Annotated in this window: 12 protein-coding genes and 1 riboswitch; of the genes, 10 read left to right on the forward strand and 2 right to left on the reverse strand. The window is 38.6% G+C overall.

What is annotated here, in order from left to right:
* Nucleotides 1–3 precede the first annotated feature (3 nt).
* From AC3CH7_RS14035 to AC3CH7_RS14050, 4 genes are all read left to right on the forward strand, one after another.
* Nucleotides 4–678, forward strand: coding sequence for a phosphopantothenoylcysteine decarboxylase domain-containing protein (locus AC3CH7_RS14035; RefSeq protein ID WP_031419532.1), 675 nt, complete (start codon nucleotides 4–6; stop codon nucleotides 676–678).
* Nucleotides 679–780: 102 nt separating this feature from the next.
* Entirely contained in the window at nucleotides 781–1377 is a 597-nt protein-coding gene (locus AC3CH7_RS14040; RefSeq protein WP_031419533.1) for a TetR/AcrR family transcriptional regulator, read from the forward strand.
* Entirely contained in the window at nucleotides 1367–2461 is a 1095-nt protein-coding gene (locus AC3CH7_RS14045; RefSeq protein WP_036170277.1) for a DUF418 domain-containing protein, read from the forward strand. The genes AC3CH7_RS14040 and AC3CH7_RS14045 overlap by 11 nt, the downstream gene beginning before the upstream one ends.
* A 167-nt stretch (nucleotides 2462–2628) precedes the next feature.
* Nucleotides 2629–2724: riboswitch (SAM riboswitch) on the forward strand.
* Between the two features lie 69 nt (nucleotides 2725–2793).
* Nucleotides 2794–2949, forward strand: coding sequence for a YezD family protein (locus AC3CH7_RS14050; RefSeq protein WP_012293853.1), 156 nt, complete (start codon nucleotides 2794–2796; stop codon nucleotides 2947–2949).
* 83 nt (nucleotides 2950–3032) lie between these two features.
* On the opposite strand, the gene AC3CH7_RS14055 is transcribed toward AC3CH7_RS14050, so the two are convergent.
* Nucleotides 3033–3518, reverse strand: a complete 486-nt coding sequence (locus AC3CH7_RS14055; RefSeq protein WP_012293854.1) for a flavin reductase family protein — start codon at nucleotides 3516–3518, stop codon at nucleotides 3033–3035.
* A 158-nt stretch (nucleotides 3519–3676) separates the two neighbouring features.
* On the opposite strand from AC3CH7_RS14055, the gene AC3CH7_RS14060 reads away from it, so the two are divergent.
* Nucleotides 3677–4462 carry a VOC family protein gene (locus tag AC3CH7_RS14060; protein WP_031419536.1) on the forward strand — a complete coding sequence of 262 codons (786 nt, stop codon included), beginning with the start codon at nucleotides 3677–3679 and terminating at the stop codon, nucleotides 4460–4462.
* A 104-nt stretch (nucleotides 4463–4566) separates the two neighbouring features.
* Here AC3CH7_RS14060 and AC3CH7_RS14065 read toward each other — a convergent pair whose 3' ends face one another.
* Nucleotides 4567–4767: a cold-shock protein gene (locus AC3CH7_RS14065; protein ID WP_004269397.1), complete on the reverse strand. Its 201-nt coding sequence runs from the start codon at nucleotides 4765–4767 to the stop codon at nucleotides 4567–4569.
* A gap of 213 nt (nucleotides 4768–4980) precedes the next feature.
* Here AC3CH7_RS14065 and AC3CH7_RS14070 point away from each other — a divergent pair, with 213 nt between their 5' ends.
* From AC3CH7_RS14070 to AC3CH7_RS14090, 5 genes are all read left to right on the forward strand, one after another.
* Nucleotides 4981–6660 carry a formate--tetrahydrofolate ligase gene (locus tag AC3CH7_RS14070; protein WP_031419539.1) on the forward strand — a complete coding sequence of 560 codons (1680 nt, stop codon included), beginning with the start codon at nucleotides 4981–4983 and terminating at the stop codon, nucleotides 6658–6660.
* Between the two features lie 436 nt (nucleotides 6661–7096).
* On the forward strand, nucleotides 7097–9133 hold the full coding sequence (locus tag AC3CH7_RS14075) for a hydantoinase/oxoprolinase family protein (RefSeq protein WP_036167864.1): 2037 nt from the start codon (nucleotides 7097–7099) through the stop codon (nucleotides 9131–9133).
* A 3-nt stretch (nucleotides 9134–9136) separates the two neighbouring features.
* Complete coding sequence (locus AC3CH7_RS14080; protein WP_012293860.1) at nucleotides 9137–10816, forward strand: hydantoinase B/oxoprolinase family protein; 1680 nt, start codon at nucleotides 9137–9139, stop codon at nucleotides 10814–10816.
* Between the two features lie 12 nt (nucleotides 10817–10828).
* Nucleotides 10829–11581: an IclR family transcriptional regulator gene (locus AC3CH7_RS14085; protein WP_036167870.1), complete on the forward strand. Its 753-nt coding sequence runs from the start codon at nucleotides 10829–10831 to the stop codon at nucleotides 11579–11581.
* A 22-nt stretch (nucleotides 11582–11603) separates the two neighbouring features.
* Nucleotides 11604–13178: an OPT/YSL family transporter gene (locus tag AC3CH7_RS14090; RefSeq protein ID WP_036167873.1), complete on the forward strand. Its 1575-nt coding sequence runs from the start codon at nucleotides 11604–11606 to the stop codon at nucleotides 13176–13178.
* Nucleotides 13179–13190 lie beyond the last annotated feature (12 nt).

The following is a 13190-nucleotide window of genomic DNA, read 5'->3' on the forward strand; positions in this document are numbered from 1 at the left end:
TGGATGGGGACATTACAAGGTAAAACCGTACTCATTACAAGTGGGGGAACACTTGAAAAATGGGATCGTGTACGAGGGCACACGAATTTATCAAAAGGGACAATGGGCTGTTATTTAGCGGAGGCGGCACTCGCTGCTGGTGCTAATGTAGTATATATGCATGGCTATTTTGCACAGCTTCCAGTGAATCACGATCAAATGAAATTGATTAAATTTGAGGGCATTGACGATTTAGGAGAAAAAGTTCGTCATGCTGTCCAACAAGAACATGTTGATATTGTGATTATGGCTGCTGCTGGCTCCGATTGGGTCATTGATAAAGTGTATGATCAATCGGGCAACTTGATGGAGGAAGCAGGGAAAATGCCTTCCGATGAGCCACCTATTATTCATTTTAAAAAGGCGCCGAAAGTCTTAGGACAAATCAAGGGCTGGCAACCAAATGTGACGTTAGTAGGGTTTAAGCTAGAAGCAACCAATGACGAGGAGTTTTTGTTAGCACGTGCACGACTGCGAATGGAAACAGCCCATGCTCAATTAATGGTAGCCAATAGCTCTCAGTCTTTATATGGCGGGGACGAGCCCCATTGGATTGTACCTGCTGATGGACAGCCAACTAAAGTAATGGGCAAGCAAAAAACAGCCGAAGCTTTAATGCTGTATTTGCAAAATCAATAAATATGAACTGTGTAGAGAAATATTTCTACACAGTTTTTTCTTGTTTAAAAGCGGAGTATCATTTATTATTTACTTAACGGTCGGTAAAAAAGGAGGATTATAATGGGGAATAAAGAACAAACTTTTCAAAAAATCATAGATGTGGCTTATGTGATGTTTGCAACTAAAGGGTTTGAAAAAACAAGTTTAGCAATGATTGCTGCAGAGGTCGGTATATCAAAACCAGCCATTTACTATTATTTTCAATCAAAGGATCAATTAATTTCTTACTTATTTGATGCACTGTATAAAGAAATTCAACAGGATATCGCTGTGAATTATAAGGAGCTTTCTCATACGAATTTCAAGGAGAAATTACTCGAGCTAGGCTATAAGTCTATTGAAGCGCAGGGGAAGGATCCTTATTTTAATAAAATATTTAATCAATATGTACTATTAGCAGCTCGCGATGAAAACTATAAGAAACAATTAGTGGAGCTAGAAACTAGCTTTTTAACAAGCTTTGTTGAAGTCCTACGATATGGCGTGAAGCTAGGGGTGCTAGAGGATACTCCCCATATAGAAGCAAAGGCACAGATGCTAGCCCTGGTTTATGATAATATCGGTAATTTCATGTTAACAGGCAACCAATTGAACTATAGAGCTATTTGGAAGGAGGCAGTACATAGCGTTATCCAAGGGGACAAAAATGATCAATAACAATCGGCGCATTGAAGGTCTTGATTTTGCAAGAGCTCTCGCCATGCTAGGGATGTTCATTGTAAATTTTGGAGTCATAACAGGTTCTACAACGAATGGTTCAGCATGGATGATTACCTTACAAAATCTTTTCGAGGGGCGTGCTTCCGCTGTATTTGTCATGTTAGCAGGAATAGGGATAGCTTTAATGACTCGTCAGGCTAGAGAGACTAAGGACCCACTGCTTCTTCGTCAGAATCGACTTACTTTATGGAAAAGGTCGTTTTTGTTATTTACGATTGGGCTAATATTATATGTGATCGGCTGGACAGGAGATATATTACATTATTATGGCGTGTATATGTTTGTGGCCGCATGTCTGATTGCGCAATCCAAGAAAATGATGATCTTCATCATAGGTGCTATCCTCATCCTTTCACAATGGCTTCAAATTCAATTTAATTACCTTGCTGGTTGGCATCCAACATATGTCTTACTAGAGTATCTTGATTTTTGGACACCAGCAGGATTTATAAGAAATTTGATGTTTAATGGCTATCACCCACTATTCCCCTGGATTTGCTTCTTTCTGATGGGGATGTTAATCGGCACATTAGATTTAACAAATCGTACTATAAGAAAAATCTTACTAGTGACAGGTTTATTGCTAGTCATAATGACTGAGACTTTTTCAACATTATTTATTAAGATAACAACAACCATCCATTTATTAGATGTAGAGAGTGCATTGTATTTATTTGATACGGGACCGATTCCACCAAATATGATGTATGTCCTATCTAATTCGGCTTCGGCTATAGTCCTCATTGTAGGCTCCATCTATCTTGTAGAGACATGTAAAAATAAAGTCATTGAAGCTTTCATCTTAACCGGGCAAATGTCTTTAACCCATTATGTTGGCCATGTTTTTATAGGGATTGGGATACTAATTGTTTGCCAAAAGCTGGAGAATCAAACGCTTGCTTTTTCCATGCTGTATGCCTGCTGTTACTTTTTAGGATGTGTGTTTACTTCTGTTTGGTGGAGAGCTAAACATCATCGCGGTCCACTTGAATCCTTGATGAGGAAATGGAGTTCGAAATAAATTAGTAGATAGCCATCTATTTCTTACTGATTAGGCATAAAATACTTTAGGTATAGGCAGTTTTCTAATCTAAAATACACATTACAAAGTATTCAGCTAGGTTTTCTAATATTTTATATTGACAATCGTATAACAGAATTATAGAATTATTTTCAAGAAACGCAGTACTCTTATCGAGAGAGGTGGAGGGACCTGGCCCAATGAAGCCTCGGCAACCGAAAAAATAGGTGCCAAATCCAACAGATGTATCTGAGAGATAGGAGGGGCTATCAATTAGCTTGATGCATTGGCCTCTTTTGTACAACAAGAATCAGAAAGAAGGGGTGTATCGTATGGCTCAGTCGACAAAGGTAGAAGATAAGAAATTAGAGGCTATTGCAAAGGCCATTCAAAATCTTGAATTTGGTGAAGTGCATATTACGATTCAGGATGGTGTAATTGTTCAAATTAATAGGCTTGAAAAGCAGAGATTTCCACAAAAGAAATAAAGATCATTTCAGATGAACGATGTGAAAAGGCCACCAATAAGCATGGTTTCCGTTGCTTACAAGTGGCCCTTTTTTTATGAGAATTAGCTATAAAAGCTTTTTGGAATCTGACCGATATGACGGCGATGGTAGAGAAGCGGTTCCTTTTGAGAATTTGTAATATCTAGTACTTGCCCAATAAAAATAGTATGATCGCCAGCATCTATCTGTTGAAATGATTTACATTGTAAAATAGCTGCTGTATCATGTAAAATCGGTAGCCCAAATGATGAAGTAGACCATTTTGCCTGAGCAAAGCGATCTGGGACTTTACTTGCAAATAATGTACATAAATGCTCTTGATCACTCGCTAAAATATTAACAGCGAATTTTCCAGCACCCATAAAATAAGGATGGAGCTGAGATTTTTTATCCAGTGACCATAAAATAAGTAGTGGGTCAATGGAAACAGATGCAAAAGAATTGACGGTTAAGCCAATTGGATTCGTTTCATGACATGCTGTAACAACCGTTACACCTGTAGGATAGTTACCTAATGCCAATTTAAAAGCAGCTACATGATCTGTCATTCAAATCACCTCTTTATAGTGAGTAATAAATTAGTTAACGGAGTTAGTAGGGAAATTGCACTTTTTTTCATACCAGCTAGTAACTCCTTTTCTTAAGTAAATATTAAATCAATTACACATCTAGGTAAAGCTAATGGGGGAAAGAAAGGGGAATTGCCATGACTTTATATTTTGATCATCTGGTACATCAAGTAGAATCTCCGGAAAATATAAAGGTTTTCTTCAATAAACGAAATGTCCATACAGTGAACGGTGGTCAACACACGATGTGGGGGACTTACAATACGCTAAGCTACTTTGGCTTAAGCTATATTGAACAAATCGCTATTTATGATCGTGATTTATTTGAGCAAGCGGCCCAGTACCCATATTCCCTACATTATACGTTTAAACGTAATCATGAGCGCCAAGGATTTTCACGAATTGCCTTGCGCACCCAAAATATTGAAGAAGAGGGTCAACGATTGCGTGCATTGGGCTTTGATGTATATGGTCCCGATGCTTGTAGTCGAACAAGACCAGATGGCACGATAATCGAATGGAAGCTATTGCATTTTGGCAGGGCTGACCTTGCATTGGATTTCCCATTCTTAATTGAATGGGCAGATGAAGATGAGAAACGTCTTGCTCAATTAAAAGCTAGTGGCGCGATTGATGAAACGCAAGCTATTACCATGGAATCGATTCAGTTTTATGTCAGGGATGTGGAGAAGACGGTGCAGCTTTGGCAGAAGGTATTACAGCTACCCAAGTTTGTGCAGCATGAGCAGTTTGTGTCTCTACAGCTACCGAATATGCGCTTGGATTTTTATGAGGAAGCGGCAGCATCTAGCATGACGCTCGGGCATTTAAAAGAAGGGCCTATCGGTGTAACATTGAACGATCCACACAGAACCAAGGAAACATTAGTTTGTCCAGGTGCTTTTTATTGGATTAATAGATAAATTAAAAATCCACTTCAATCGTTGAAGTGGATTTTTATGTGTAAACATGTCAAAAAGCGGATTGAACTATTTTTAAATATTTCATCCACCTTCAGTTTCCTAGCTTATAATTTTACAACATTTGATGCTTGCGGGCCGCGATTGCCTTCCACAACATCAAATGAAACCTTTTGACCTTCTTCAAGTGTACGGAAGCCTTCCTCCTGGATGCCCGTAAAATGTACAAATACATCTTCTCCATCATCACATTCAATAAAGCCATAGCCCTTTTCATTATTGAACCACTTTACGATCCCCTGTTGCATAAGCATTCGCCTCCAATGCGCTTGAAAGTAAAATAAAGTTAAAGAAATCGTGCTATCAATGAGAAAATGTGAAAAAATAGCATTTTCTCTTAGAACATACATGAATTGAACAAAAATGTCAATTGATTGTCGGAATGCGAGCATATCTGGCTTTCTTTTTTTTCACAATTAAGACTATAATGGAAATGAACAACATAGAAAGTAGGATGCCAAATGACAACGAAAAATCAACCATTAACAGATTTAGAAATCGCGAGTCAAGCAGTAATCAAACCTATTACGGAAATTGCCCATGCTGCAGGTATTCCAGAGGATGCACTTGAGCAGTATGGCCGCTACAAAGCAAAGATTGACCCATTAAAAATTACAGCTCAAGGTGAGGACGCAAAGGTTGTGTTAGTGTCAGCTATTAGTCCAACCCCAGCAGGTGAAGGAAAGTCAACTGTGACTGTAGGACTAGCTGATGCCCTTCATCAATTAAATAAGAAAGTGATGGTAGCGTTACGTGAACCTTCGCTTGGTCCAGTAATGGGCGTAAAAGGTGGCGCAACTGGTGGGGGCTACGCACAGGTTGTACCAATGGAGGATATTAACTTACACTTCACTGGTGATCTTCATGCGATAACAACAGCCAACAATGCTTTATCTGCATTTATTGATAATCATATCCACCAAGGGAATGTCTTAAACATTGATCCACGACGTATTATTTGGAAACGTGTGATGGATTTGAATGATCGCTCATTACGTAAAGTGATTGTGGGATTAGGTGGACCTGTTCAGGGCATGCCGCGTGAAGATGGCTTTGATATTACGGTTGCCTCGGAAATTATGGCAGTGTTCTGTTTAGCAACAAGTATTGAGGATTTGCGCGAACGCATCGCTAGCATCGTGATTGGCTATACCTTTGAGCGTGAGCCTGTCTTTGTGCGTGATTTACAGGTAGAGGGTGCCTTAACATTATTATTAAAGGATGCCTTTAAGCCAAACTTAGTACAAACATTGGAAGGGACACCAGCAATTATACACGGTGGTCCATTTGCAAATATTGCCCACGGCTGTAACTCCATTATGGCGACACAAACTGCTCGTAAACTAGCGGATATTGTGGTGACGGAAGCGGGCTTCGGCTCTGATTTAGGTGCTGAAAAGTTCATGAATATTAAAGCACGTAAAGCAGGCTTTAAGCCAAGTGCCGTTGTGATTGTAGCAACGATTCGTGCATTAAAAATGCACGGTGGTGTTCCAAAAACATCACTTGTCGGTGAAAATGTGGAAGCACTGCTCCAAGGGATTGAAAATTTAGCTAAACACGTCGACACGGTACGTACATTTGGTGTTGAACCGATTATTGCATTAAATCGTTTCATTACAGACACAGAGGCAGAGCTGGAAGCAGTTCTAAACTGGTGCCAAGAAAACCATGTACGTATTGCCCGAACAAATGTCTGGGAAGAGGGCGGTAAAGGTGGAGTAGCCTTAGCTGAACAAGTACTAGCTGTGTTGGAAGAAGAAAACAACTTCTCACCATTATATGATGTAACAGAATCCATTGAAGAAAAAGTACGCACTATTGTACAAAAGGTATATGGTGGGAAAGATGTCCAATTCACTGACCAAGCTAAAAAACAAATGGCTCAAATCGAAAAATTTGGCTGGGATTCTTTGCCGATTTGCATGGCGAAAACGCAATACTCTTTATCCGATCAACCAAGTTTACTTGGACGTCCTGAAGGCTTTACAGTGACAATTCGTGAGGTGATACCGAAGCTAGGTGCAGGTTTCCTAGTTTGCCTGACAGGCGATATTATGACAATGCCGGGCTTACCAAAAGCTCCTGCTGCGTTACGCATGAATGTCGACAATGACGGACATGCGGTAGGATTGTTCTAATAAAATGTTGAAAGGCTGCCCTTTAAAATAGGGGCAGCTTTTTTTATTGGTTGGCTGATAGGAGCCTAAACATTTTTTATTTCACTACTATTTCTCCCACCAGTGCCACTAAAATAGGCATCTCCCCTTATAGTTGAAAATTGTCTAAACATTCATCATCACTTTTTTAGAAAATTTAAGTTTCTAGTTTAAAAACTAGGATTTCTTTTCATGCCATTACAAACTCGAGAAGCTTCCTTATATAAATGTGTTTGGTAATTTTTATTTATAATTATCTAATATTGGAAAGGAAAAGCGGAATTTTACAACGCTGTGCAATTGTCAAATGAATTTTTATTTAAAAAATACATTGAATTTTCTTTTTATTTTAAATATAATTTACTTAATTCTAATTCGGAACACTGTACCGATTATAGGAACGCGGAGGGATGGAGTCTTGAAAATCGCAACAGATATTGGCGGTACTTTTACCGACCTAGTTTATACAGATGAGAAAGGAAATCTTCATTTTGACAAGGGGCATACGACGCCAGGGCATTTTGAGGATGGTATATTAAACGTATTAGGACGACATGTAACAGAGGATTCTCTCATTGAATCATTTATTCATGGTTCTACTGTTATTATCAATACATTAACAGAGAGAAAAGGGGGCGTAGTTGGATTAATTACAACAAAAGGCTTCCGTGATGTATTAGAAATTGCACGTGGTAACCGACCAGACTTATATAATTTTAAATATACAAAGCCAGCACCTTTTGTAGAGCGTTATTTACGACAAGAAATTGATGAACGCATTGATTTTAAAGGAAATATTATGAAAGCGCTTAATAGGGATGAAGTTGGTAAGATTGTCCGTCAATTTAAGGAGTTAGGTGTAGAGGCAATTGCCATTTCCTTAATTCATGGCTATAAAAATCCCATTCACGAGCAGCAATTAAAAGAAGAAATATTGAACATTTGGCCTGAGGTGTATATTACGCTTTCAAGCGAAACCATTAAAGAATATCGTGAATATGAAAGAACCAATACAACTGTTTTAAATTCATATGTAAAGCCAATTGCTCATGCTTATTTAAAAAGCTTAAAAGAAAAATTAAGTACAATTGGTATTACCGACCATTTGAAAATTATGCAATCAAATGGTGGTACAACAAGCTTTGATAAAGCGATGGAGCTGCCAATCAATCTAGTAGAATCTGGCCCTGTAGCCGGAATGTTTGGAGCTGCAAAATTAGGTGAGCTTCTAAATGAATCCAATATTATCGCCTTTGATGTGGGGGGGACGACAGCGAAATGCTCACTTATTACAGATGGCAAAGTAAATGTTACGACAGATTACTATATTGAAAGAAATGAAAAATTTGCTGGCTATCCCATTAAAACACCAGTTGTAGATATAGTGGAAATCGGCAATGGTGGGGGCTCTATCGCTCGTGTGGACCAGTTCGGTTCCTTAAAGGTTGGTCCAGATTCTGCTGGGGCAAACCCAGGTCCAGTAGCCTATGGGTTAGGTAATACACAGCCAACAATTACAGATGCTAATGTTTATTTGGGAAGATTATCATTAGCAAACTTCGATAATCCAGTTTCTATTGACAAAGTGGAGGAGGCACTTATTGAAGCGATTGCGAAACCGTTTCATGTCTCAGCCGAGGAAGCAGCGCAAGGTATTTTAGATATTGCGAATTCTAATATGTTAAATGCGTTGAAGCTCATTTCCATTCGTAAAGGCTATGACCCAGAAGATTTTACAATGGTTGCCTTTGGTGGTGGTGGTCCACTACATGCTATTAATTTAGCAGAGGAATTAGGCATGAAAAAGGTCATTATCCCTTATGGCTCTTCTGTCTTTTCTGCATTAGGAATGATGATGACAGAATATCGCCAAGACTATATTCAAACAAGTTTAATGGACTTTGATCACGTGCATCTTGCTGACATTCAAGCGAATATTAATCAAGCTATTGAAAGTGCCTATGCAGACGCACCTTTATCGAAAGAGCATTATTATTTCGAAATTAATTATGACTTACGTTATAAAGGCCAAGAGCATGCAGTTAAATTGAACGCATCGAATATCACAATTGATGATAAAGGGCTTCTCCAATTGGCTGAAGCGTTCCATGTAAAACATAAACAAGAATTTTCATTCGATTTACCAACTACTCCAATAGAATTAGTGAATCTACATCTTACCATCTATGGAAAAGATGAGGCTGTTCAATTTAAAGAATTAGATTTCTCTCATATTGATGTGTCAACTTGTATTAAAACAAAACGCAACTTATATGTAAAAGAAAAGGGGTGGGTTGAGGTCAATGTTTATGATCAACAAAAGCTTGCTCCGGGTTATGTCATTACAGGCCCTGCTATCGTTGAAAATCCAACATCTACAGTCGTGATCAATGAAAAGCAATCCATAGAAATTGATAAATATGGAAATTTGATTGTAGAGATGGAGGGAAAATAAATCATGAAAAAAGACGTTTTTGCTGTAGAGATTATTCAGGATTCATTGCTAGCCATAGGGGATGAAATGTTTGTCGCTCTAGCGCGCTCTTCTATGAGTCCCGTAATCTATGAAGTATTAGACTATGCTTGTGGTTTAACAGATGCACAGGGGAACTTAATTAGCCAAGGAAATGGTGTTACAAGCTTTATTGGTATGCTAAGTCCAATGGTGCAGAGAGTAATTGAAAAATTCGATAATGGTCAAAGGTTGCATGAGGGCGATGTCATTATTATTAATGACCCGTATGTAGGGGGAGGCTCGCATTTATCAGATGTTGGCTTAGTGCTTCCCATCTTTTATCAAGGTGAAATTATTGCTTACTCTGCCAATAAAGCACACTGGACAGAGGTAGGGGGCATGGACCCTGGTTCATTTACAAGTAATTCTAATGAAATTTATCAGGAAGGTCTACAACTGCCTGGTGTCAAACTTTATCATAAAGGCGAATTGAACGAAGCCATTTATGAGATTATTTCTACAAATGTTCGTTTACCAGAGCTATCTATCGGCGATATGTTTGCACAAGTGGCCGCCTTAAAAACAGGCGAAAAGCGAATCACAGAGCTTTGTCAAAAGTTTGGTGCTGAATCGGTGAAATTGTCGATTCAAAAATTATTGGACAAAGGAGAAAAAATTGTAGAGCTAGAGCTGCAGCATTTGCCTAAAGGTAAGTTTTATGCAGAGGACTTTATTGAGGGAGATCCATTAAAGGGTGGACCATACCCGATTAAAGTGAAAGTAACGATTAGTGATGAAGAATTTATTTGTGATTTTAGAGGCTCCCACCCAGCGGTAAATGTGCCAGTAAACTGCTCCAAATTTGGTTTAATGGCAAGTGTGCGTGTGATGTTCCTAGCATTACTAGGTGATATAGATGTCATTAATGAGGGAGTCTTTAAACGCTTAACTATTTTAACGGATGAAAATTCCATTGTCTCGGCTAAGCGCCCACATCCTGTATCCATGAACTTTGAGGCACGTATTGGGGCAGCTGATTTAATTTGGAAAGCACTTGCGCCACATTTACCAGAAAGATTATCTGCTGGACATTTACAATCCGTTTGTACATTTATTCTAACAGGTAAAAATCCTGAAAATGATGAGTCCTTCCTTATCGTTGAACCATCTGTTGGTGGTTGGGGAGCATCAAATGATGAAGATGGTCAAAGCGGGCAATATTGTATGGGAGACGGTGAAACCTATAATTTACCTGTTGAAATTGCAGAAACGAAATATGGCATTCAAATTGATGAATATAGCTTAAACTGTGACGGTGCAGGTACAGGCCAATTTAGAGGTGGCTTAGGTGTACGCCGTGTCTATACAATTAATAATGATGGTCAAAAGGTTTCAGTCAACTTAGGGAGACACCAATTCGCTCCATTCGGTTTAAGTGGAGGAGGCGAAGGCTCTCATAACTATTTAATCGTTCATAAAAAGGATGGCTCTACGATTGGACCAGTTGGCGTACTAGCCAATTATGAATTGCAAAAAGGCGATCGTATTGAGCTTGTTACAGCAACAGGTGGTGGCTATGGAAATCCACTTGAAAGAAGTAAAGAGGCTATTGAGCGTGATGTGTTAAATGAATATATTTCGGTAGAAGTAGCGAAAAAGCATTACGGTTATCAAAACGCTTAAAGGGAGAAATATATGACTGTCAAGACATTAAAAAACTCATTAGATATACTAGAGTGTTTTGCGACGACAGAAAATGCATTAGGTGTTCGTGAAATTTCGCGCATGATGAAAATGCCGACAAGTGTCGTACAAAGAGCCATTAATACATTTACAGAAACGGGTTATTTATTACAGGATGAAGGTACAAAAAAGTATAAATTAGGCTACAAAATGTTCCTTTTTTATGATGTGCTCTCACATACAATGGACCCACACTCGACTATTTATGAATTAATGCAAAATCTTGCAAATGAAATAAACGAATCGGTATTTCTCACTTACATGGACAATGAATATGGTGTCACAACAAAAATTGCCGAAAGTAATAAAAATGTAAAGTATGCGGTGTCTTTAGGAACTAAGACACCCCTTTACATCGGTGCTTCCTGTAAAGTCATGTTCGCCTTTTTAGAAGAGGATAGACAGCTTGAATTAATAGCTTTTTTTCAAAACAAGCAATCGAAAGAGGAGCATATGGAATTTTTTGAGACATTAAGGGAAGATCTACAAAGTATACGCCAACAAAAATGGTGTATAACCGTTGGTGAATACAATGAACATGCTTTTGGCATCAGTGTACCGTTATTCAACTATAAAAAAGAAATTATCGCATCTCTTACAATTTCTGGATTAGTATATGATATAGATGATCAAAGGGAGAAATATATGCTTGACCAGTTAGTAAAAGTAGTTCAACAGATACAATCGCATATTTCAAAACTATAACAGCAATAGGGGAGCTGACAGTATGAATAATAAAGTATTACACCCACGGGCTTTGGAGCCTATGACTCTACTCATGATTGTCTTTACATCTGTAGTTGGGGCTATTATCGGGATACAACTGATTACAACTTTAGGGATTTCTGCTAATACGTCTATCGTAGGGGCAATATTTGCGATGATTCTAGGAAGAATCCCAATTGGCAAGCTCATTGCATTTAAATCTGTGCATAGACAAAATATAATCCAAACGGCCATTTCAGCCGCAACATTTAGTGCAGCGAGTAGCTTAATGCTGCCAATTGGTATTCCCTATGTTTTGGGCTATGAAAATTTAGTATTACCTTTGTTTATCGGTGTTATTTTAGCGATGTTTGTGGATGCTTTATTATTATATAAATTTTTTGATACAAAGATTTTCCCAGCAACAGGTACTTGGCCACCAGGGATTGCAACTGCTGAAGCTATTAAAGCGGGCGATAAAGGTGGTAAAAATGCCAAAGTATTAATCGGTGGTGTGTTAATTGGTATTGTGGGGTCTGTTCTTAAAATTCCAATGTCAGCTTTTGGGGTAGCGTTTATTGGCAATATTTGGGCACTAACAATGTTTGGGGTTGGGCTTCTACTAAGAGGCTATTCTGTTCAATTATTTAATGTCGACTTAAATGCTTATTATATTCCGCATGGGGTTATGATTGGTGCTGGGATTGTGGCACTTTTCCAAGTAGCCTTTGCTTTACTAAATAAAAAATCGATTAAAAAGTCAGAAGAGTTAATCTATTCAAAGGATGCAAAAGAAATTCGCCAAGCCTTTGGTATTGGGTTTATTGCTTATTTAGCCATTGCCTTATTAATCGCTGTTTTAGGCGGTATTATCACACATATGTCATTTGGGATGCTAATAGGATTCATCCTCTTTGCCACAATCGCAGCATTTGTCCATGAGCTTATCGTTGGTATTGCGGCCATGCATGCGGGGTGGTTCCCAGCGTTTGCAGTGGCATTTATTACATTGATTGTTGGTATTTTAATAGGCTTCCCTGCACCAGCTCTTGCTTTGTTAGCAGGTTATAGTGCAGCTACAGGGGTTGCATTTGCGGATATGGGCTATGATTTAAAAACTGGTTTTATTCTGCGTGGAAATGGTAGTGATCCGGCACTAGAAAAAGAAGGGCGCAAACAGCAAATGATCGCTGGTATGTTGGCGTTCTCCATTTCTGCTATTGTTGTTTTACTATCCTACAAATCATATTTTGCACAAGATTTAGTAGCTCCTGTTAACCATGTTTATGCGGCAACTATTCAATCTGGGGTTACAGGGGATGTGGCGAAACAACTAATGATTTGGGCAATTCCAGGGGCATTGATCCAATTGATTGGTGGCTCGAAACGACAAATGGGTATTCTTTTTGCTACAGGTTTATTACTGATCAATCCGATTGCTGGATGGGCAGTATTAGCAGGTATCTTACTTCGTGTAATTTTCACGTATGTAACGAAAGGTAAGAGAGAATCTGAAATGACTGTCTTTGCAGCAGGTGTTATTGCTGGGGATGCTTTATATAGCTTCTTCTCTTCTATTCTAAAAATAGGGAAATAGAAAGGGTCATGC

Source organism: Lysinibacillus sp. F12 (assembly GCF_057773605.1).

What these genes read in the sequence shown, in the direction of transcription:
- AC3CH7_RS14035 (WP_031419532.1), top strand. Translation starts at nt 4, where the DNA reads ATGGGGACATTACAAGGTAAAACCGTACTCATTACAAGTGGGGGAACA.
- AC3CH7_RS14040 (WP_031419533.1), top strand. Translation starts at nt 781, where the DNA reads ATGGGGAATAAAGAACAAACTTTTCAAAAAATCATAGATGTGGCTTAT.
- AC3CH7_RS14045 (WP_036170277.1), top strand. Translation starts at nt 1,367, where the DNA reads ATGATCAATAACAATCGGCGCATTGAAGGTCTTGATTTTGCAAGAGCT.
- AC3CH7_RS14050 (WP_012293853.1), top strand. Translation starts at nt 2,794, where the DNA reads ATGGCTCAGTCGACAAAGGTAGAAGATAAGAAATTAGAGGCTATTGCA.
- AC3CH7_RS14055 (WP_012293854.1), bottom strand. Translation starts at nt 3,518, where the DNA reads ATGACAGATCATGTAGCTGCTTTTAAATTGGCATTAGGTAACTATCCT.
- AC3CH7_RS14060 (WP_031419536.1), top strand. Translation starts at nt 3,677, where the DNA reads ATGACTTTATATTTTGATCATCTGGTACATCAAGTAGAATCTCCGGAA.
- AC3CH7_RS14065 (WP_004269397.1), bottom strand. Translation starts at nt 4,767, where the DNA reads ATGCAACAGGGGATCGTAAAGTGGTTCAATAATGAAAAGGGCTATGGC.
- AC3CH7_RS14070 (WP_031419539.1), top strand. Translation starts at nt 4,981, where the DNA reads ATGACAACGAAAAATCAACCATTAACAGATTTAGAAATCGCGAGTCAA.
- AC3CH7_RS14080 (WP_012293860.1), top strand. Translation starts at nt 9,137, where the DNA reads ATGAAAAAAGACGTTTTTGCTGTAGAGATTATTCAGGATTCATTGCTA.
- AC3CH7_RS14085 (WP_036167870.1), top strand. Translation starts at nt 10,829, where the DNA reads ATGACTGTCAAGACATTAAAAAACTCATTAGATATACTAGAGTGTTTT.
- AC3CH7_RS14090 (WP_036167873.1), top strand. Translation starts at nt 11,604, where the DNA reads ATGAATAATAAAGTATTACACCCACGGGCTTTGGAGCCTATGACTCTA.